20 protein-coding genes and 1 tRNA gene are annotated in these 20388 nt (G+C 42.3%); 9 read left to right on the top strand and 12 right to left on the bottom strand.

Going from position 1 to position 20388, the window contains the following annotated elements:
* Positions 1-339: 339 nt before the first annotated feature.
* Entirely contained in the window at positions 340-486 is a 147-nt protein-coding gene (locus QWZ17_RS13580) for a DUF2752 domain-containing protein (protein WP_290305863.1), read from the bottom strand.
* A 154-nt stretch (positions 487-640) separates the two neighbouring features.
* Complete coding sequence (locus QWZ17_RS13585; RefSeq protein WP_290305783.1) at positions 641-1048, bottom strand: DUF4199 domain-containing protein; 408 nt, start codon at positions 1046-1048, stop codon at positions 641-643.
* A gap of 157 nt (positions 1049-1205) precedes the next feature.
* Here QWZ17_RS13585 and mfd point away from each other — a divergent pair, with 157 nt between their 5' ends.
* On the top strand, positions 1206-4559 hold the full coding sequence (gene mfd, locus QWZ17_RS13590) for a transcription-repair coupling factor (protein WP_290305784.1): 3354 nt from the start codon (positions 1206-1208) through the stop codon (positions 4557-4559).
* A gap of 22 nt (positions 4560-4581) precedes the next feature.
* On the opposite strand, the gene QWZ17_RS13595 is transcribed toward mfd, so the two are convergent.
* Both QWZ17_RS13595 and hpt read right to left on the bottom strand, forming a co-directional pair.
* Complete coding sequence (locus QWZ17_RS13595) at positions 4582-5073, bottom strand: hypothetical protein (RefSeq protein WP_290305785.1); 492 nt, start codon at positions 5071-5073, stop codon at positions 4582-4584.
* Positions 5074-5183: 110 nt separating this feature from the next.
* Positions 5184-5720 carry a hypoxanthine phosphoribosyltransferase gene (gene hpt, locus QWZ17_RS13600; RefSeq protein WP_290305786.1) on the bottom strand — a complete coding sequence of 179 codons (537 nt, stop codon included), beginning with the start codon at positions 5718-5720 and terminating at the stop codon, positions 5184-5186.
* Between the two features lie 147 nt (positions 5721-5867).
* Between hpt and QWZ17_RS13605 the strand changes: the two genes are divergently transcribed.
* Together QWZ17_RS13605 and def are read left to right on the top strand one after the other, a co-directional pair.
* The gene (locus QWZ17_RS13605; RefSeq protein ID WP_290305864.1) at positions 5868-7097 is read left to right on the top strand and encodes a M16 family metallopeptidase; all 1230 of its coding nucleotides are present in this window, start codon (positions 5868-5870) and stop codon (positions 7095-7097) included.
* A 17-nt stretch (positions 7098-7114) separates the two neighbouring features.
* Complete coding sequence (gene def / locus QWZ17_RS13610) at positions 7115-7687, top strand: peptide deformylase (protein ID WP_290305787.1); 573 nt, start codon at positions 7115-7117, stop codon at positions 7685-7687.
* Positions 7688-8088: 401 nt separating this feature from the next.
* Here the strand turns inward: def and QWZ17_RS13615 are convergent, their stop codons facing one another.
* From QWZ17_RS13615 to QWZ17_RS13625, 3 genes are all read right to left on the bottom strand, one after another.
* Positions 8089-8715 (bottom strand): hypothetical protein, encoded by a 627-nt coding sequence (locus QWZ17_RS13615; RefSeq protein WP_290305788.1) that lies wholly within the window; start codon positions 8713-8715, stop codon positions 8089-8091.
* Between the two features lie 117 nt (positions 8716-8832).
* Positions 8833-9111: a NifU family protein gene (locus QWZ17_RS13620; RefSeq protein ID WP_259091670.1), complete on the bottom strand. Its 279-nt coding sequence runs from the start codon at positions 9109-9111 to the stop codon at positions 8833-8835.
* Positions 9112-9210: 99 nt separating this feature from the next.
* The gene (locus tag QWZ17_RS13625) at positions 9211-10293 is read right to left on the bottom strand and encodes an Mrp/NBP35 family ATP-binding protein (RefSeq protein ID WP_290305789.1); all 1083 of its coding nucleotides are present in this window, start codon (positions 10291-10293) and stop codon (positions 9211-9213) included.
* A 117-nt stretch (positions 10294-10410) separates the two neighbouring features.
* Between QWZ17_RS13625 and QWZ17_RS13630 the strand changes: the two genes are divergently transcribed.
* The 3 genes from QWZ17_RS13630 to QWZ17_RS13640 all read left to right on the top strand — a co-directional run bounded on the left by QWZ17_RS13630 (position 10411) and on the right by QWZ17_RS13640 (position 14041).
* A complete protein-coding gene (locus tag QWZ17_RS13630; RefSeq protein ID WP_290305790.1) occupies positions 10411-12660 on the top strand; it encodes a transglycosylase domain-containing protein in 2250 nt (749 codons plus the stop codon).
* Positions 12661-12725: 65 nt separating this feature from the next.
* Positions 12726-13355 carry an NAD(P)H-dependent oxidoreductase gene (locus tag QWZ17_RS13635; RefSeq protein WP_290305791.1) on the top strand — a complete coding sequence of 210 codons (630 nt, stop codon included), beginning with the start codon at positions 12726-12728 and terminating at the stop codon, positions 13353-13355.
* Between the two features lie 173 nt (positions 13356-13528).
* Complete coding sequence (locus QWZ17_RS13640; protein WP_290305792.1) at positions 13529-14041, top strand: hypothetical protein; 513 nt, start codon at positions 13529-13531, stop codon at positions 14039-14041.
* Between the two features lie 20 nt (positions 14042-14061).
* Here the strand turns inward: QWZ17_RS13640 and QWZ17_RS13645 are convergent, their stop codons facing one another.
* Positions 14062-15078, bottom strand: a complete 1017-nt coding sequence (locus QWZ17_RS13645) for a LacI family DNA-binding transcriptional regulator (RefSeq protein WP_290305793.1) — start codon at positions 15076-15078, stop codon at positions 14062-14064.
* A 205-nt stretch (positions 15079-15283) separates the two neighbouring features.
* On the opposite strand from QWZ17_RS13645, the gene QWZ17_RS13650 reads away from it, so the two are divergent.
* The 3 genes from QWZ17_RS13650 (at position 15284) to QWZ17_RS13660 (ending at position 17260) form a co-directional block, all read left to right on the top strand.
* The gene (locus tag QWZ17_RS13650; protein ID WP_290305794.1) at positions 15284-15649 is read left to right on the top strand and encodes a response regulator; all 366 of its coding nucleotides are present in this window, start codon (positions 15284-15286) and stop codon (positions 15647-15649) included.
* A gap of 131 nt (positions 15650-15780) precedes the next feature.
* Complete coding sequence (locus QWZ17_RS13655; protein ID WP_290305795.1) at positions 15781-16011, top strand: hypothetical protein; 231 nt, start codon at positions 15781-15783, stop codon at positions 16009-16011.
* 928 nt (positions 16012-16939) lie between these two features.
* On the top strand, positions 16940-17260 hold the full coding sequence (locus QWZ17_RS13660; protein ID WP_290305796.1) for a DUF3892 domain-containing protein: 321 nt from the start codon (positions 16940-16942) through the stop codon (positions 17258-17260).
* A gap of 191 nt (positions 17261-17451) precedes the next feature.
* Here the strand turns inward: QWZ17_RS13660 and QWZ17_RS13665 are convergent, their stop codons facing one another.
* From QWZ17_RS13665 to QWZ17_RS13680, 4 genes are all read right to left on the bottom strand, one after another.
* Entirely contained in the window at positions 17452-17940 is a 489-nt protein-coding gene (locus tag QWZ17_RS13665; protein ID WP_290305798.1) for a hypothetical protein, read from the bottom strand.
* A 207-nt stretch (positions 17941-18147) separates the two neighbouring features.
* A tRNA-Pro gene (locus QWZ17_RS13670) sits at positions 18148-18221 on the bottom strand.
* Positions 18222-18312: 91 nt separating this feature from the next.
* A complete protein-coding gene (locus tag QWZ17_RS13675) occupies positions 18313-19662 on the bottom strand; it encodes a tetratricopeptide repeat-containing sensor histidine kinase (protein WP_290305799.1) in 1350 nt (449 codons plus the stop codon).
* Positions 19653-20333 carry a hypothetical protein gene (locus QWZ17_RS13680; RefSeq protein ID WP_290305800.1) on the bottom strand — a complete coding sequence of 227 codons (681 nt, stop codon included), beginning with the start codon at positions 20331-20333 and terminating at the stop codon, positions 19653-19655. Before QWZ17_RS13680 ends, QWZ17_RS13675 begins: the two co-directional genes overlap by 10 nt.
* Positions 20334-20388 lie beyond the last annotated feature (55 nt).

Here is a 20388-nt window from a genome sequence, read left to right on the forward strand (position 1 = left end):
ATCTTACCAACATAAAATGTGAACAAACACCGAAAATAAAAATAAAAATCCACTTATAAGGTTTCGAACACTCAAGGGTGTAATCCCATCGAACATTATATATGGATTTGGGTGAGTGCTCATGATTTTAAAGGTTATGTTGTGTTTGTTGATATAAAGGTATGGCGGGATACCAAAAACACCTACAGGAGATAGGTTAGCAGGGCAAACAAGTCGGTGAAATGGCAGGTTTTGGCGGTGAATGCCTCACCCTGCCCTCTCCAAAGGAGAGGGTTCTGAAAATCAAGCTGGAATGATCAAAAAAAGCATTAATCCATTATGCAATTTTAAAGCTGCAAATCAAAGTCCTCTCCTTTGGAGAGGATTTAGGTGAGGCCGAGGCTGTGCTAATTGATATATCCTATAAAATATCACAATTACCGCTGGTACACCTAACCAATGCGCATGAAAGGAGTTGCGCAGCTGGCCGTGAAACAGGTAGATGATAGAATGCCCCAGTCCGCAGCCGGGGCACCAGGTAAAGCCCATAAGCTTTAATGGGCATAAAGAAAAATGCGATGTGGCTTGTGGCGGGGTAAGGGCCAGGCACAACATCGCGGTAATCCAGAAAACGAGTTCGAAATATTTTCTAAAAAGCTTTTTAATCAACCTTGTTTGCTTTGTTTGCGAATAGTAAAGATACGGCAAACGCCAATATTACGCCAACAAGCAAGGCCCCAAATATCCGGCCCGAAAAATCGCTCAATGTATTTTTGGTTGATACGTAGCTAAAGTATAATATGGTTGCAAAAACAGTTATGATGCCACCGGCTATCAATATTTTAAAGCTTTGTATGAGGGCCTCCAAAAAGCCCATTTTGTCCTTGCATTCGTTTTTGCGGTAGGTGTAAATACCAAAAAACAAACCAATAGCCGGGATCAAAAACGAAAAGTACTCTAATGGCGCCACCTGGTCATTAATCGGGCCAATACCCGCGCTATGCATTACATAAATCCATATTCCGCTTAATACGCCAATCATGGCGCCCCATAAAATCGCATTTTTCATGATATTAAAATTTGGTTTAAATACTTAGGTTGAGCTCAGGGAAATAATACCTGAATTTATCATTAAAAAGTAAATAAAGCACCATATTGTTTGCATTGATTTATACTATTTAACCCAATTTATTTAAAGTGCCTTTTTTGCTTACATTTGCATCAGTTTGAATATCCGTGATATATTAGATAGGTATAAAGCCGACGACCGGATTAAAGCATTAGCCACCGCGCTTAATGCATCAAAAAATCCAAGAGTACAGCTTCGTGGTTTAGTCGGATCGAGTGATGCGGCCATGGCGGTAGCATTGTATTTTTTGCAGCACAAGCACATGGTATTTGTATTGCCCGATAGGGAAGAAGCCGGCTTTTTCCAGGCCGATCTGGAAAACCTTACCGGTAAAGAAGTTTTACTTTTTCCATCATCGTACCGCAAGCCATTTGAATTTACCCAGCCCGATAGCAGCAACGTGCTTGCCCGTGCCGAGGTATTGAATGAGCTTAACCACTCATCTGAATTTGGTCAGCTGATTGTTACCTACCCCGAGGCTATGGCCGAAAAGGTGATAGACCGCACATCGCTGGAAAAAAACACGCTGGAAATTGCGGTAAGCAATAAACTGAGTATCGACTTTATCAACGAGTTTTTAATTGAGTACGATTTTGATCGGGTTGATTTTGTTTATGAGCCCGGGCAGTTTTCTGTACGTGGCGGTATAGTTGATATCTTCTCTTTCTCGCACAACTTGCCCTACAGGGTAGAGTTTTTTGGCGATTTTATTGAATCTATCCGCACGTTTGAAATTGAAAGCCAGCTATCTGTTGAACAGGTAAAAAGCATCACCATTGTACCTAATGTACAATCTAAATTTTTAACGGAGAGCAATATCTCTTTGTTGGAGTATGTAGACCCTGGCACACAGGTATGGATAAAAGACGTACAATTTACTTTAGATATTATCCAATCCGGCTTTAAAAAAGCTGTAAACCTGTGGAAAGCCCTATCTGCCGATGAAAAGGCGCAAAATCCCGACTGGATTGACCCTAAATTTGGTTTTACTGATGAGAAACTAATTGCCGATCAGCTTTTTGATTTTCCGGTGGTGGAGTTTGGTAAACAATTCTTTTACCAGGCCGGTACGGTTATTAACTTTGAAATGCGCCCGCAGCCATCTTTTAATAAAGATTTTACGCTGCTTATCCACAACTTTAAAAACAACGAAGCTGCCCATATAGAGAATTTTATCCTTACCGATTCATCGCGCCAGGTGGAGCGCTTATATGCCATATTGGACGATCTGGATAAAACGGTAAAGTTTACCCCGATAAGCATTTCTGTAAGAGAAGGTTTTGTTGACCAGGAGCAAAAATTAGCCTGTTATACAGATCACCAGATTTTTGATAGGTACTACAAATACAAACTCAAAAAAGGCTACCAGCGCTCGCAGGCCATCACCCTGAAAGAACTGCGCGACCTTAAGCCCGGCGATTTTGTAACCCATATTGACCATGGCATTGGCAAATACGCAGGCCTGGAAAAAGTTGAGGTTAACGGCAAACAGCAGGAAATGATAAGGCTGATTTATGCCGATAACGACCTGCTTTACGTAAACATCAATTCGCTAAACCGTATTAGCAAATACAGCGGTAAAGAAGGCTCCCAACCCAAAATGAATAAGCTGGGTACCGATACCTGGGAGCGCCTAAAGAAAACCACAAAAAAAAAAGTTAAGGACATAGCCCGCGACCTGATTAAGCTTTACGCCCTGCGTAAAGCCCAGCATGGTAACGCGTTTTCGCGCGATAGCTACCTGCAAACAGAGCTGGAAGCATCGTTCTTGTACGAAGACACCCCCGACCAGGAAAAAGCCACTACTGATTTTAAAAAGGACATGGAATCGCCCCATCCTATGGACAGGTTGATTTGCGGCGACGTAGGCTTTGGTAAAACAGAAATTGCCGTGCGCGCGGCGTTTAAAGCCGTTGCCGATAGCAAACAGGTAGCCATATTGGTGCCTACCACCATTTTGGCGGCCCAGCATTACAAAACCTTTACCGATAGGCTCAAAGGCTTCCCGGCCAATATAGATTACATCAACAGGTTTAAAACCAGCAAACAGATCAAGGACACTTTAGAGAAGCTGAAGGAAGGCAAGGTAGATATCATTATTGGTACCCACCGCCTGGTGAGCAAAGATGTGAAGTTTAAGGATTTGGGGCTGATGATCATTGATGAGGAGCAAAAGTTTGGCGTAAGTACCAAAGAGAAGTTGAAACAAATGCGGGCCAATGTGGATACGCTTACTTTAACCGCTACGCCTATACCTCGTACGCTGCATTTTTCATTGATGGGCGCGCGCGACCTTTCCATCATATCAACCCCGCCACCAAACAGGCAACCGGTGGTTACCGAACTGCATGTGTTTAATGATAAGCTGATTAAAGAAGCCGTAGAGTTTGAAATAGAACGCGACGGCCAGATATTTTTTATCCATAACCGCGTGGCCGATCTGCCGCAATTGGGCGGTATGATACGCAAGCTGGTACCCAAGGCCCGCATAGGCATAGCTCATGGCCAATTGGAGGGCGACGCGCTGGAAGATGTGATGCTGAAGTTTGTGAACCACGAGTACGATGTATTGGTAGCCACAACCATTATTGAGGCCGGTTTGGATATCCCGAACGCCAATACCATTATCATTAACTACGCTCATATGTTTGGCCTGAGCGACTTGCACCAGATGCGTGGCAGGGTAGGCAGGAGCAACAAAAAAGCGTACTGCTACCTGTTGAGTCCGCCACTGTCAACGCTCACCAGCGAGGCTCGCAAGCGCCTTAGCGCCATTGAAGAATTTAGCGACCTGGGCAGCGGCTTTAACGTAGCCATGCGCGATTTAGATATCCGCGGCAGCGGTAACCTGTTAGGTGCAGAGCAAAGCGGTTTTATTGCCGAAATTGGCTTTGAAATGTACCACAAGATATTGGACGAAGCTATACAGGAATTAAAAGAGGACGAATTTAAAGGCGTATTCCCCGATGATAAGCCAAGGCCATATATTTCCTTTACGCAGATTGATACCGACCAGGAAATCCTGATACCCGATGAGTATGTAACCAATTTATCTGAGCGTTATAATCTGTATACCGAAGTATCTAAATTGGAAACAGAGGTGCAACTTTCGGCTTTTCAACAGCAACTGCATGACCGCTTTGGTCCGATACCGCCGCAGGTACATGACTTATTAAACACCATGCGCCTGCAGTGGATGGGTAAAGCTATCGGCTTTGAAAAAATTTCCTTGAAAAAGAATGTGCTGCGCGGATACTTTATCACCAACCAGCAATCAACCTACTTTGAGACCGAAGCGTTTCACAATGTGCTGGCTTTTGTACAGGCCAACCCAAGGCGCACAAACCTAAAAGAGGTTAAAAGCACCCTGCGCCTTAGCGTTGAGGGTGTGCACAGCATTGACCAGGCGCTGCTATTTTTAAATGAGATGGCAGGATTGGTAGGGGCGTAGTGATTTCATTTGGCTGAAAGGACTAATATATCTTCAAATCAACAACATCTTTTGCGTTATTATCCAACCCTATAGATGGTGCAAAAACTTTATCGTGCGTGTCAATTTTGCCGTCGCCATTGGTATCCCTAAACCGGATATCGCCAATTGAGGGTGTGGGTGTTTGTGAGGGGTTATTATTGATATCGGCCTGTGTATTAAAAATGCCTGCGGGGACATAACCATTATAAAAATTTTTCAGACTGCCGTTTTCAATCAAGATAAAACAGCGTGGCTGGAAGCTGGCATTAATGTTTGCTACACCATCAGCGCCGGTTGTGGCCTGGTATGTTGGTTTATTGTTTGATACCGATGCGGAATCCTTATATAGCTGAATGACGGCACCTGCTGATACTATGCCCGTGCGGCCGTTAGTTACAGTAATTTGCAGTGTTGTGGTATTGTTATCCTTGCGGCATGCGCCAAACAAAAGGATGATAAAGCAAGTAGATAACAGGGTTTTAATAGGAGGCATAATGCTAAAATACAAACGATATTTAATCGGCCTATGTATCTTTATAAATAAAAAGCAGCAATCCTGTTATTGATCACTGCTTTTGAATTTCGTTTTGTGGCGACGCTTATTTACACCTTTTTATAAATCGCATCCAAATTCCTGCCCATTTCCTGGTAATCCAGTCCGTATCCAACCACAAAATCATTTTCTATTTCAAAGCCTACGTACTTCAGCTCATCTATGGTTTTGGTAAGGGCGGCTGGTTTAAGCAGCAATGAACAAACTTTGATAGAAGCCGGACCGCGTTCTTTTAACTTGTCTATCAGGTAATGTACGGTGTTACCGGTATCTACAATATCTTCAATAATCAATACATCCCGGCCTTTAATATCCACAATCAAATCAATATCATCCCGTATTTTTAGCTTGCTGGTGGTGCCGCCATAATAGGAAGCAAGTTTGGTAAAGGAAATTTCGCAGGGGATAGAAATTTGTTTAATCAGGTCGGCAATAAACAGGAAGCTGCCATTAAGTACACCAACAAATACGGGGACACTATTTTTAAAATCTTCGTTTATCTGTAGGCCAATGGTTTTTACGCGCTCTTCAATGGTTTCGGCGCTAATAAGGGGCTCAAACTCAAGGTCTGCAATTTTAATTTTCATATGGTGCTTGATAGGGGTATTTAATTTTAAAGCATTTTTTAGAGTGCTTTAAACGATAAAAAGTTAATCTACTAAAATACTAAAAACACCTAAGAGTTGTACTACAATTAATTGTAACATATATATAGCTATCTTTGCGCTCCCATGATCGACTACCAGGCCCACACGCTCCCCAATGGCATCCGCATTTTGTTTAAGCCATCTCCATTTGCCATAACGCATTGCTGCTTTATTGTTAATGCCGGCTCGCGCGATGAAATGCCCGGCCAGGAGGGTTTAGCCCATTTTATTGAACACCTGCTGTTTAAAGAAACCGAAAGACGCAATACCAACCAGATATTAAACCGGTTGGAATTAGTAGGAGCCGATTTAAACGCTTATACCACCAAAGAATATACCTGCATTCACGCCTCATTGCTCAATCCGTATTTAGAGCGAAGTATGGATTTGTTTGAGGATATACTGTTTCATTCTACTTTTCCAGAGGAAGAGCAGGAGAAAGAACGTGGCGTAATCCTTGATGAAATAGCTTCTTACCTCGACCAGCCGGAGGAAGCTATCCAGGATGATTTTGAGGAGCTTCTGTTTAAAGATGATCCCTTTGGTAAAAACATTTTAGGCACGCCCGAAACCGTTGGCCGGATGAACAGCGATGATATGCGCGCTTTTATCAAGGCCAATTACAGCACATCTGAAATGATCTTCGCTGTACATGGCAACTACGATTTTAAAAAGGTAGTTAAACTGGGCGAAAAATATTTTGGCAGTGTTGCCGCTCATCACCCTCAAAAAACAAGAATAAAACCGCAGCTCAATACCAGCGGCATAGTTGTGGTTAAAAAGCCAATTTCGCAAACGCATTGCATTATTGGCGGGCAGGCCTATGAATCATCGCATCAGCATAAAAACGCGTTATTGCTGTTGAATAACCTGCTGGGAGGCATGGGCATGAGCAGCCGCTTAAACCTGGAAATACGGGAGAAGCATGGCATTGCTTACACGATAGAATCAAACTACACCACCTTTACCGATACCGGCATTTTCTCCATTTATTTTGGAACCGATACCGAGAAGGCCGATAAAGCCGGGCGCCTGGTACATAAGGAGCTAAAAAAACTGCGCGAGCAAAAGTTAGGCACCCTGCTGTTGCACCAGGCTAAGCAAAAGTTTATAGGGCAGATAGCCCTGGCCGAAGAAAATCGACTGAGCTTGATTATCTCTATGGCGAAAAGCCTCTTAGATTTTAACCATATTGACACACTTGAGGATCTTTTTGCTAAAATTAATGCCGTTACTGCCGAACAATTGCTGGAAATAAGCAACCAAATATTTGATAATGAAAGGCTTATTACATTGAAGTTTGAGCCTAAAGAATAAACCCGTATTTTTGCAAAATGAAGTACCCTATCATCGCCTACGGAGACCCTGTTTTAAGAAAAAAAGCTACGGCCATTGAACCGGATGAATATCCTCATATAAAAGAATTGGTTAACAATATGTTTGAAACCATGTACGGTGCCCGTGGCGTAGGATTGGCAGCGCCACAAGTTGGCATGTCTATGCGTTTATTTGTGGTTGATGCTACCCCGTTTGACGATGAGGACCCGGATTTGAAGGATTTTAAAAAGGCGTTTATCAACGCGACGATTTTAGAAGAAACCGGCGAGGAGTGGTCTTTCAATGAGGGCTGTTTAAGTATTCCCGATATCAGGGAAGATGTAAAACGCAAGCCGGTGATCAAAATGTCGTACTATGACGAGGACTGGAAACATCACGAAGCAACCTTTAAAGGAATGGCTGCACGCGTTATTCAGCACGAATACGACCATATTGAAGGCAAGCTATTTACCGACAAATTAACCCCATTACGTAAGCGCCTCATTGAGAAAAAGCTCAACAACATATCAAAAGGCGAAGTAGATGTAGATTACAAAATGAAATTCCCGGCAGCTAAGAAGGGGAGGTAGTTTGCAGTTGGCTTTTAGTATCAAGTAGTTAGTATCAAGTATCAAGATAGGGGGGAATTTGCAGTTTGCAGTGAAATGGCCTAACAGGTTAATGAAAATCAATGCGATTTCACAAACATGCAAATGAGCTTTTTAGAAAAATTCCAATAATTCTTTAATTCGATAAATTCCGGTTCAGACAATCAAAATCCTGTGAAATCTGATAAATCCGTTTAATCCCGGTTCAGAAAATAATCAAATAATCAAAACAAACATCCCTGAAAGGAATTCTTAACTGACCACTGACCACTGACCACTGACCACTGACCACTGACCACTGACCACTGACCACTGACCACTGACCACTGACCACTGACCANACTGACCACTGACCACTGACCACTGACCACTGACCACTGACCTTACTTACTATCCGCGTCTGAAATTTGTTTGATCAGGCTTCCCCAGGCAAATGGGTTAAGCAGGGGATTGGGTGTTAATGAGTGCGAGTTCTGGATGTTGTTATGCATGGCCTGCGCGTTGGCCGATTGAATTTCCTGCGCGTCCCTTGGCAGGGTATTGTACATGGCGGTAAGCGATGCCCTGCTGATATTTTTGCGGGCAATCTCCAGGTCGTCATCAGCTAACTTTATAGTTAAAAAATCTTTCTTAAACTCATCTGTGGTAGCCCATGGAAATACATGGAAGGCCGGCAGGTTAATGATTTGCGATTTAATGCCTACCTGCAGCGTATAGCTTTTGCCCGATAAGTTTGAGGGGATCACTACGGTTACCGGGGCATAGCCCACACAGGTAAAGCGCAAGGTATCCTGCTCATGAACCACAAAAGAAAAATAGCCTTTGTAGTTACTTAAATTAACCTGGTTATGGAATGATGTATTGGTGATAGATACATAGGGTACAATAACAACGGCACTATCGGCATTATGCACCACGCCTGAAAACTGCACCAAAGGCTTATCGCCATGGCTTTGTGCAAATGCGGCTGCCGATGCAAATAATAAAAATATGAGAACTAAATATTTCATATACCGGTTTCCCTTTTCCTAAACTACATTACCATAACTAACGGGAAAAGGTTTCAAAACGTTGCTCAAAAATATGTAAATACGACAAAAAAGTATCGTATTTAACAATACTTAACACTATCTCAAATTTTCGGGTAGTACGGCGTTAGGATCGTCAATATCGGTAAGGTTGATGGCCTCAATAGCGGTAACTTCGGGCACGGCCTTTTTAATAGCCTGCTCAATGCCTGCTTTAAGGGTCATGATACTCATTGGGCAAGAGCCACATGAGCCTAACAATTTTAATTTAACAACACCCTCCGGGGTGATTTCCTCAACTGAAACATTCCCGCCATCAGCCTCCAGATACGGACGGATGGTATCTAATGCTGCTTCAACCTGACTTAATAAACTCATTTTTACTAATTTATAACTAAAGTAAAGTTATCAATAATTTATAATATTTTTTGTTTGAATATCGGCCCCTAAAATAAGGCCAATGTCAAAAATCAATGCTTAGGCAACAGCCTCATTTGCCAATGCTTTGGCGTTGGCAATAGCCACTTGCTGGGCTACGTGCTGCGCCATGCCAATAAACGCGTTGGTCATTGCGCCATCTTCTTCCATAATGGCCGGCCGGCCCGCGTCGCCAGAATCACTGATGCTTTTAATCAACGGAATTTCACCTAAAAAGGGAACGTCCAACTGTGCCGCCAGCTTTTTACCGCCGTCTTTACCAAAAATATAATACTTGTTTTCGGGTAGCTCGGCGGGGGTAAAGTAGGCCATATTTTCAACAACGCCCAATATAGGCACGTTGATAGCTGGCATCATAAACATACCAATCCCTTTTTTAGCATCGGCTAAAGCCACATTTTGCGGCGTGGTTACAATTACCGCGCCCGTAACCGGGAAGGTTTGTGTAACAGTGATATGAATATCGCCGGTGCCGGGCGGCAGGTCAATCACCAAATAATCCAGGTCGCCCCAATCGGCATCGTTAAACAGTTGTTTTACGGCGGTTGATACCATTGGTCCGCGCCATGGCACGGGTTGGTTTGGATCGGTGAAGAAGCCTATCGAAAGCAACTTAATGCCATATTTTTCAATGGGTTCAATGCGGGTTTTGCCATCTACCACGCCGGCCTGCGGGCGTGCGCCCTCTAAGCCAAACATAATAGGTACCGATGGTCCGTAAATATCGGCATCAATTAAGCCAACCGAAGCCCCCATTTTTGCAAGGCCTAAAGCAAGATTTGCCGCCACGGTTGATTTACCTACACCACCTTTGCCCGATGCTACCGCTATAATATTTTTAACGCCCGGCACGCCGGTGTTTTTTTGGGTGGTAACACGCGATGTCATGTTGATATCAACCACCACATCTTTACTTACAAAATAAGCGATGGCGTTGCGGCAGGCATTTTCAATCATGGCCTTAAGCGGGCAGGCCGGTGTGGTTAATATAACCGAAAAGCTAAGCTTGTGGCCATCAATATGTATATCCTGGATCATGTTGAGTGTAACCAGGTCTTTTTTCAGATCCGGCTCTTCAACATTGCCCAGTGCTTGTAATACTTGTTCTTTAGTGATTATCATAATATTATGGCAAATTTACAAAAACAGGTGGTCCATTTGTAGCTGGTAAAGAAACAATTTGCAGAAACAACCGTTTGCAGGGGATAGGAATTAGTTTAGTTTTGGAAAAATTTACACATGAAGCGCCTCAACCCTAAATATATACGTATAGCCGCCTTTATCCTTATCCCGCTGTTAATTATACTGTTAATTGGCGGATATATAGCCTATTCAAAACGCGAGGGCCTGCTTCAAAGCGCCATTGTCAAAGCTACTGCAAAAGCTAAGCGCGATTATAATTTGGATGTAAAAATAGGTTCGGCCCATTTTACGGGTGCCAGTACGGTATCGTTTTCTGATGTAACCATCGTGCCAGAGCAGCGTGATAGCTTGCTGCGTATCAAAAATTTTGTGGTAAGCGTGAAGTTATTGCCGCTGGTAGTTGGCGAGATTAAGTTATCAGATGTGCTGCTGCAGGATGGGTTTATCAACCTAACTAATATTAAAGGCGTAAAGAATTTCGATTTTTTATTCAAAAAGAAACGCGATACGACATCGACCACCAAAGCCGACTTGAGTTTGCTGGCTAATAACCTGGTTAACGAAGTGTTGTACAAAATACCGGATAACCTATCGCTCAATAACTTTTCCCTAAGTTTTAAGGACGACAGCAGCGAGGTAAAATTGTTGGCAAAAACGGCGAAGATTAAAGATGGCAACCTTACCTCAACAATTGATGTGGATAACGGCGAATCTACCTGGCACCTTGCCGGTAAAATGCATCCTTCAGATAAAAACATCGATGTAAAACTTTATGCCGATGGTAAAAAAGTGGAGCTGCCTATCATCCAGAAAAAACTGCACGTTAAGATTAATGCCGATACCATATCAACCAAACTTACCAAAGTTGAACACAGCAGCGGCGAAACTAAAATTTATGGCTCGTGGGCGGTAAGTAATTTACTGATTAACCACCCAGGTCTTTCGCCGGGCGATATCGTTTTCCCTAAAGCTTCTATTGATGCCAATTTATTTGTGGGGCAAAACTATGTTTCTATTGATAGCTCGTCGGTTATCCATATTAAAAATGTTACCGCCCGGCCATTCATTAAATACACGCTTAATCCGGTTAAAATATATGAGTTAAAAATGAATACCGACTGGCTTAACGCCACCGATATTTTCGACTCTTTTCCGCAAGGGATGTTTGACGCTTTGGACGGCATCCAGGTGGCCGGTAAGTTAAAATATGCTATGAACTTTTACATGGATTCAAGCAAACCCGATGATTTGAAGTTTGATTCGCGCCTGGATAAAGATGGTTTCAGAATTATTAAATACGGAAAAACCGACTTAGGTAAGCTGAACAGCCCGTTTGTTTATACGCCATATGAAAAAGGTAAGCCAATGGCACCGCACCTGATTGGACCCGATAACCCGGAGTTTACACCGATAGACCAGATTGCGCCCAACCTGCGTAACGCGGTAATGACTGCCGAAGACCCTTCGTTTTTAACCAATCATGGTTTTGTGGAAGAGGCTTTCCGTAAATCGCTGGCTACCGATTTTAAAACCAAAAAGTTTAAACGCGGCGCAAGCGGCATATCTATGCAGCTGGTTAAAAACTCGTTTTTGAGCAGGGATAAAAACCTGGCCCGTAAAATAGAAGAGATATTGATAGTGTGGATCATTGAGAATAATCACATCATGAAAAAAGACCGCATGCTGGAGGTTTATTTGAATATTATTGAATGGGGGCGAAATATTTACGGTATTTCAGAAGCGTCGCATTTTTATTTTGGCAAATCGCCATCGGAGTTAACCCTGGGCGAAAGTATTTACCTGGCCAGCATTGTGCCTTACCCTAAGGGCGGTTTATACGCTTTTCAGCCCGATGGTTCGTTAAGGCCGGGCTTGCATGGTTATTTTAATTTAATTGGCCGGCTAATGGCCGATAAGGGCCTTACCCCGCGGGATACCAGCGCCTATGGCTTTTATACCGTAAGGCTGCGTGAAGGCCTCAGGGAGCGTATTGCCCCCATTGATACAGCCAAGGCCGATAGCTTAATGAAACAAGGCAGTAACGATGATAATGATCCCTTGCCGGTAATTGATGAGCCGGCAAAAAAACCAAACTTTTTTCAGCGATTATTTGGTAAAAAAGACACCGCCGAAAAGAAACAGGAAGAAAAGGAAAAGCTAAAGGAGAAAACAGCCAAAGAAAAGTTGAAAGAGCAGGTTGAAGCCCTAAAACTGGAATACAAAAACAAAATTGATAATATTGATACCGCCGGCAAAACCCGTAAAGATATCCGCGTGGAAAAACGCAGGCTTAAAAAGGAAGAAAGCGATAAGGAAGACGAGTTGAAAGCCAAAGCAAATTTATAGTTTACTGTATGATGACTAAAATAAATGTTTAAACACGCATCTTTGTTTAAGCAATTAAAGAAATCATGTCATTAGTAGATAAATTACAAAAAAGGGCCGCCATTAAAAAATTCGACCCTACTAAAAAAATCAGCGCAGGGCAGTTAGAGTCGCTTGAAAACGCGGTACAATTAGCACCATCTTCGTTAGGTTTGCAATCATTTAAAGTTATTGTAGTGCAAGACCCCGAAACCCGTGCAAAATTACGCGCGGCCGGTTACAATCAGCCACAAATAACAGATTCATCTGCATTATTTGTATTTGCCTCGTTAACAACGCTTGATGAAGATTTTGGTAAAAAATTCATTGACCTTGTTGCGCAAACCCGCAGTGTTGATCGTGCCAGCCTTGGCGGTTTAGAGCAAATGGTGTTAGGCACCTTAAGCAGCCGTACCGATGAGCAAAAACTGGCCTGGTCGCACAAACAAACCTACATCGCGTTAGGTGTTTTGATTTCAGAAGCGGCAGTGCTTGGTGTTGATGCCGCTGCGATGGAAGGTTTTGACGCCGCCCAGTTTGATGAAATTCTTGGTTTAAAAGAGTTGGGTTTAACAACCTCTGTAATAGCAGCCGTTGGTCACCGTGCCGACGATGACGTTTACAGCAAAATGATAAAAGTACGCCGCCCTAAAAACGAGTTGTTTATACACGTGTAATTGGTGAGTGGTTGATTGGGTTGGATTAGGTTGAATGGGTTAAGGATATCAGCTTAATTTTAAAGATCAAAAACCATGATCTCTAATATAGTTTTCAAGGCGATAGGGTATTTCTATCGCCTTTTTTCTATTATATCCTGATCAAAACATATCTTTGGTGACCCAGTCCTTCAATGAAAACATTTCACACCGTTTATGATTTTGGAAATGAGTCAATCCCTATTACGTTCCTTTTTCCCCTTCCGTTTTTCATTATTGGGTTGCTTATCTTTTTTTATCACTTAAAGAATAAGGATGAAAGTAAAGAGAATAGAAATATTTTGCCTGACCGTATACGAGGCCTAATTGTTGGGGGCGCTTTCCTTACACTGTCGGGATTTATGATGCCGATGATAGCGCTTTCAAGTATTCCGGATTATTATAAATTAAAGAAGATTTACAGTGCCGGAAGATATCAGATTGTTGAGGGCTCTGTAAAAAATTATCACCCTATGCCAGAAGGAGGGCATGATACAGAGAGATTTGATGTTAAAAATATTCATTTTGAGTTTTCAGATTTCCATATCAAAAATGGATATAATAATGCAGCATCTCACGGAGGCGCGATTAAAGCTAATTTGGCAGTGAAAATAAGGTATTATTCAGATGGCGGTGAAAATGTTATTTTAAAGCTTGAAGTAGATTGACATATTTTAATCAACCCAACTCACTCCCCCGAACTCTTTCTGATAAATAATTTTGATTTCAACACCACATGCCTTTTAGGGTTTGATGATGGAGCGTTTTTTTGTTCCAAGGCTTCAAACAGCAGGTTGGCGGCCTTAATGCCCATTTCATAAGCCGGTTGTGTAATGGTTGATAGCGCCGGACTCAACAGCGGCGCTATGCCCAGGCTTGAGAAGCTGATCATCTTTAATTTTTTAGGAATTTCTATCCCCAGGTCATTACACACATAATAGGTGGCAAAGGCCAGGCGCTCAACCGAGCTAAAAATGCCGTCGGGTTTTATTTCCTGCAGCACTTTGGTGAGTATTTTGTAGTTTATCTTTTCGTCGTTACTGCAATCAATTACCAATTCATCATCAAAGGGAACATTGTGCTTTTTTAGGGCATCCATGTAGCCCTGCATGCGCACCTGGCCAATAGAAATGCTTTTATTTACCACCAGGTATGCCACCCTGCGGCAACCTGTTTTTAAAAGGTGCTCGGTGGCGTCAAAGCTGCTCTCATAGTCGTTTGTGGTAACTTTGGCGGCATCAATATCCTCATACACCCGGTCGAAAAATACTACGGGCACGTTTTTAGATTCTAACTGCCGCAGGTAATTATGATCATTAGCCTCGCCCGATACCGACATGATGATGCCATCAACCTTGCCATTGTTAAGGTAGTTTACAAAGGATACCTCTTTTTCAAAAATATCATCGGTACGGTATAGTAGTATGTAAAACCCTTTTTTGCGGGCAACCTCTTCAATACCATTTATGGCTTGCGAGAAAAAATCGTTGGCAATTTCGGGGATAATAACGGCCAGGGTTTTGGTTTTTTTATCGCGAAGGTTACTGGCGTAATGGTTGGGTAAAAAATTATGCTCTTTGGCAAAGGCCAGGATGCGCTCTTTGGTATCTTTATTAATATCATGGCTGCCGTTAAAGGCCCTCGAAATAGTAGAAGTAGAGATATTGAGCTCCTTCGCCAGTTTCTTAATATTAACATTATCCATTATGATCCGGGTTCCTTTTTATTGATGATGCCAAATGTAACAAAACTCGGGTATTAGTATTTAAAAATTGACGTTAATTGCCGTTAAAATTGTATAAAATTATGGTATTAACTACATATTTAAACCAGACCCAAGTCGACGTTAACTGTAAGTTAATCAATGGCATGCGCTTTGCACTGCTATTGACGAAGGGATGGAAAAGATCATGACAAAGAGAATTTTGATAGTTGACGATAATGAGTTGATGACGGAGGTAATGACCTATATACTCAACGGAAACGGTTACCAGGTAACAGCGCTGAACGATGGCGAAAATATATTTAATGAGATAAAAAGGATACACCCTCATCTGGTGATTCTTGACGCGATATTACCGGGAATGGACGGGCGCGACATTTGCAAACTCATCAAACTTAACCGGGCTACTAAAAATCTGCCGGTTATCATTTGCTCGGGCAATGAGGATATTGATGATGCGCTAAACCAAAAAGGAGCGCCGAACGACGTATTACATAAGCCTTTTAATATAGATAGCCTGATTGAAAAGGTAGATTATCAGCTGGCGGCATAAAAACAGATGCTTTGCTTGTTGTTTTTAATGGCCTGTAAATTAGTTGTTTGATAAAATAGAAACCGGTTAAAAAAAGGATTGTGACTTTTTAGGGAATGGGATTTGTATATTTACCCGGAGAGAAGACACAGATGGGACTGCCACTAAGAATTACATACAATGATACCGACCATGTGTATCAGATTAATACATCGCCAATAAATAAGGCTACCAGCGAGCTTGAAATTTTATTGAATGGCGAAACAATTACCCTTCAAAAAGACGAACGCCAGGTATGGATACAACAGGGCGAAGGCCCAATGATTGATCCGGAATTGGCGCAGGCCCTGGGCCGGTCGGTTTCTTTAAGATTCAGGATGTAATTTGCTTGAATTGAAAAAGGGCGATTGATATCGTTCTTTCAACTTTTTGGTTCCGGATAAAATTTAATGTGAGTTTTTTGTCGCCAAATTTGTGACATAAAAAAAGCCTCTTCGCCCTCGCAGCTCAGAGGCTTTTATCTAAACCTTATCACAATGGAGCAAGCGCTCCGATTTGCATTGTAAACCTACAATTACCTGAATTAACCAGGAAAGAGTATCGATGAATGGCAAGGATTTATCGACGGATGGCCTATCTAAATCCAATTTCCAGCCCTTTAAAAGCATTTAAAACGAGTTTTCGTTTTCAACCGGGTGCCCCGTATCTATGAAAAAACAGCTTGATTTTTTTATAGAAGATGGCATCAGCGTTTATATGTTGAAATGCCTTAGTTTGCATGTAGCTGCAATGAAGCGTGTTTTTACGCTCTATTTCTACAGATCCGTTTTAAAGGTTTTTGATAGGTATTTTGGTTGGTGTTATTGATTTTAGCGCGGGATAAACACAGATGACAACTTATTCGTCATTATCTTTGTTTTTGGGTAATAAACGTACTGCTGCTATGCAAAACAGCAGGCTTACAGAAAATATCGCGGCGGCTATAAAAAATATCATCAGCTTAAAATATTGTAGGGGTTCAATAAAAAAGTCAAAAAAAATCTACACGCCTTTCAGCGCGATGGTTATTATCAATAAAATTTAGCGTTCGGTTTGTACTATTTACGTAGCTAATTTACAATTGGTTGCGCTAAAGTAACAGAATTATCGATAAGCAGGCCATTTATACCGACGGAGAGTTAAAAATTAATGCTTTGTGGAGGCTTTAGCTGCACAGAAAGTAGTGAAACGCCAGTAGGGGCTGCTTTAAATATCGTATTAAGCGATAGCTGCAAATACCGTTAAAACACCTATTGCCGGCACAACCGCATCATGATAGCTTTATCATTATTAAACGGAAAAGAAAATCTGATGAGTTTCGAGGTAATTTGTATTGCAAAACCCGATGTGAATAGTTCACACAAGGAAATCACGCATATAGGCTATTACGAATCTATAAACCAGCCCAAAGTGATTATCCCTATAGAGGATGCCATAAAGCGTATAGAATTATACAGAAGGGCATTTCATGTTTACATTGGTCGCCAGATAGCGCTCCTGAAAGTTGAGCGACAGCAGGATGGAAGGGCTTTCATCAGTACTCTGCCCGATGAAACACAAAAGGACAACCTGTTAAATTTGCCTTTGTGCTAAAATGAAATTGATACGCGTTTTTTCATTTGCGGCAATCATGTTATTGGTGCTACCGTTATTTGCCCGGCCAGTGCTTCAGCAAGCCCGGCATTACATAAAAAAGAAGCATAAGGCACGCCATAAAAATGCTCGTAAAGCACGGGTTTGTAATCCATATGGGAAGCACACATTATGATAAATAAAAGCGCTACTTACTTTTCAACGCCCTTGTAAAGGCACCAGCTATAACTTAAGCCCTCTGTATAATCCTGCCGTGAGCCCTCATGTGGCAGCACATCAACAATGTGGTTTACAGAGAGGTCTTCTGGCGATGGTACAAAATCAACGGCGTTACCAGTTAGCACATCAAGCGTATCGCCAGTATCATATAACAGCCGGAAAACACAATACCCCATGCCCGATTCGCCTGCGTTGTAAAGCTTATTGGCAAGTTTGGCCGGTAGTCTGTTGGGGCTATCGTGTATTACAATAACATCTTCTATGAGTATAAGCTGGTCGTCGCCGGGTAAAACGCTATAGCTGCTAATGTAGCTGTCATAGTCGGCAATGTAAACGTTATCAAGCACGGTGCCATCCTTTAACTCTACCTGGCAGGGATAATACTTTAAAACGCTATCTTTTGATGGCGTAATATCTGCAAGCTGTTGCTGCTGTGCTCTTGAAATTGGCTTGATTTCCATGGGGTTATGCTAATATAGCATATACACCATAAGTTGCATAACAAAGTTTAAATTTTTGTTTGGGTTGATGGACGGGGCAGATGGAGAGCCCTTAACTAGATCACCAGGAGCGGGGTGACAGAAGGAGCCGTAAACAAAAACAAAAAGAGCATATTAAATCGGTCCTAAACCCTTTCAAATATGCTCTTTTCCATACTGTTTCTCCTGTCGGGATGAGAAGATTCGAACTTCCGACCTCCAGCACCCCATGCTGGCGCGATACCGGGCTACGCTACATCCCGAATTTTATGTAGGGTTTGCAAATATATAATTTGTGTAAATAAATCAAAATGCAAATATGCTGATATAACAGCAGATTATTGGCCTGTGCCGCTATCCCTCCCCATCCAACTCCATATAAAAAACAGTGCCTTTACCCGGTTCGCTCACAAACCATATTTTGCCGCCGTGCTTTTCTATAATTTTTTTGGTGATTGATAGGCCGAGTCCAAAGGGTTGCTCGCCGGCGGTGCCGCGTCTTTTATCGCGGGTAAACATTTCAAAAATGCTGTCTCGGTTTTTTTCGGGGATGCCGATGCCGTTATCGGCTACATGGATTAAAATACGCTTGCCTTGCTGTGTCATCCCTACGCGGATTGTGCCGCCCTCAAAGCTAAACTTAATGGCGTTTACAATTACGTTGTTAAAAGCGCGCCACAGTTTTTCGGCATTGGCCATGGCTATAACCGGGCTGTCGTCGGCTTCAAATATGATCTCCTGGTTTTTGGTTTTGGCTTTAAAACGCAGAAGTTCTACAGCCTCAAACAGCAGTTTTTTGAGGTTGAGCAGTTCTACAGCAATGGGTTCATTTTCATCGGCAAGGCCAGATTTAAGCAGCTCATTGATCATATCCATCGTATTATTCCCCGTCGATTCAATGAGCTTTAAAGCATGGCGGCTATCTTCAGAAATGGTTTGAGCTTCCTCATCAAGCATCATACTGGCCAGGCCGGTAATACCCCACAGGGGATTCCTTAAATCGTGTGCCATTACACGCATCATGCGGATATAGTTTTGATTGGCCTCCTCTAACTCTGTAAGAGTAGTTTTTTGCTGGTCGTTTATTAAAATGGTGTGACTGTGACTTTTGCGTGTCTTTTTAAGGTTGCGAACAATTAGCCCCATAATGACGGCCAACAGTATGGCAACAACCGTAATAGCAGCCAAAAAAATCTGCTTTACTTTATTAAACTCAGTTATGGCCTCTTGTTGGCGCATAGCGGTTAGCTCCTGGTCAACATCCAGCCGATATATTTTGGCCGAACTGTTTTCGAGTGAATCGGCTATGTGTACGTAATCGGTAAGCGTCCGGAAAGCTTTTTCAGGCTGGTGTATTTTAAAAAGATAATCGGGGTACAGGCGGCTCCATCTAATAAGACCTTCTGGATTATAGCGTCCGTATTTATCAAGCAACTCGTGCGCTTTATCAAAAGCCACACCTGCTTTACTTAATTCGCCAATGCGCATGTATAAATCGCCCAGTTTGGTAAAGGCAGTTATCCGCATGCCATCAATATCCGCATTGGGTATGGTTACGCTTTTTTCGAGGTAAAGGCGGGCTTGCGTGTAATTGCCGGTTTGGGTACTAAGGCCGCCCAGGTTATCATATATTACAATACTTGCACTGTTTATATAATGCTTATCAAGAATATTTTCTTTGTCGGCTTGCGATATTAATGCCAAATCCGCTTATAATAATATGCGGCGCTATCGGTAATGCCGGCCCGCTCATAGGCTACCCCAATGCTGTTTAAAGCCGCCTGGCGCAGGTAAAAAAGCTTTTGCTGGGTGCGGGTAGTGCAGGCCCCCAGGCGCTGATAATCTAACTTCCAGTATTGTGCCGCCAACAGGTAGTTTTTTTGCGAATAATAAATACCCGCAATTTTGGTGTCAAGAATACCATCATCACAGCTGCCATCGCTTAAAAGCAACTTACCCTTAGCATAATAGCGTAGGGCAAGGTTGTATTGCTTTAATACCATACTTATGTCGCCCTTAATAATGAGGGCTTGCAAATAGGCGTCCGGGTATTTTTCTGCCAGGTTATTATTATTGAAGAAGGCAATGGCGCTATCTGCATAGCGGATCATCAAAGGACGGTTGTGATAGTAACCATCGGCCTTCATGCGATAGTAGTAAACAATAAGCGGATTGCTTTTATCAAGTTTGCCCCGGGTAGCGTCAAGCATTTTTTTGGCGGTATCGCTGTTGCCGGCAATCATCAGGCTATCTATAACCTGGAAATCGTTTTTTAACTTTGGGTTGTTGTTTATTGTGCTGCTTTTATAGCAGGAGGAAAATATTAAAATAATATGTAAAAATAACAGGCTTAAACAGCGTGTACTATATCTCATGGATTTAAAATACATAGTAATTTATGCTGTTTTGTTAATTAGAAGGGATATTTTT

Source organism: Mucilaginibacter flavus (assembly GCF_030409315.1).
Taxonomy (GTDB): domain Bacteria; phylum Bacteroidota; class Bacteroidia; order Sphingobacteriales; family Sphingobacteriaceae; genus Mucilaginibacter; species Mucilaginibacter flavus.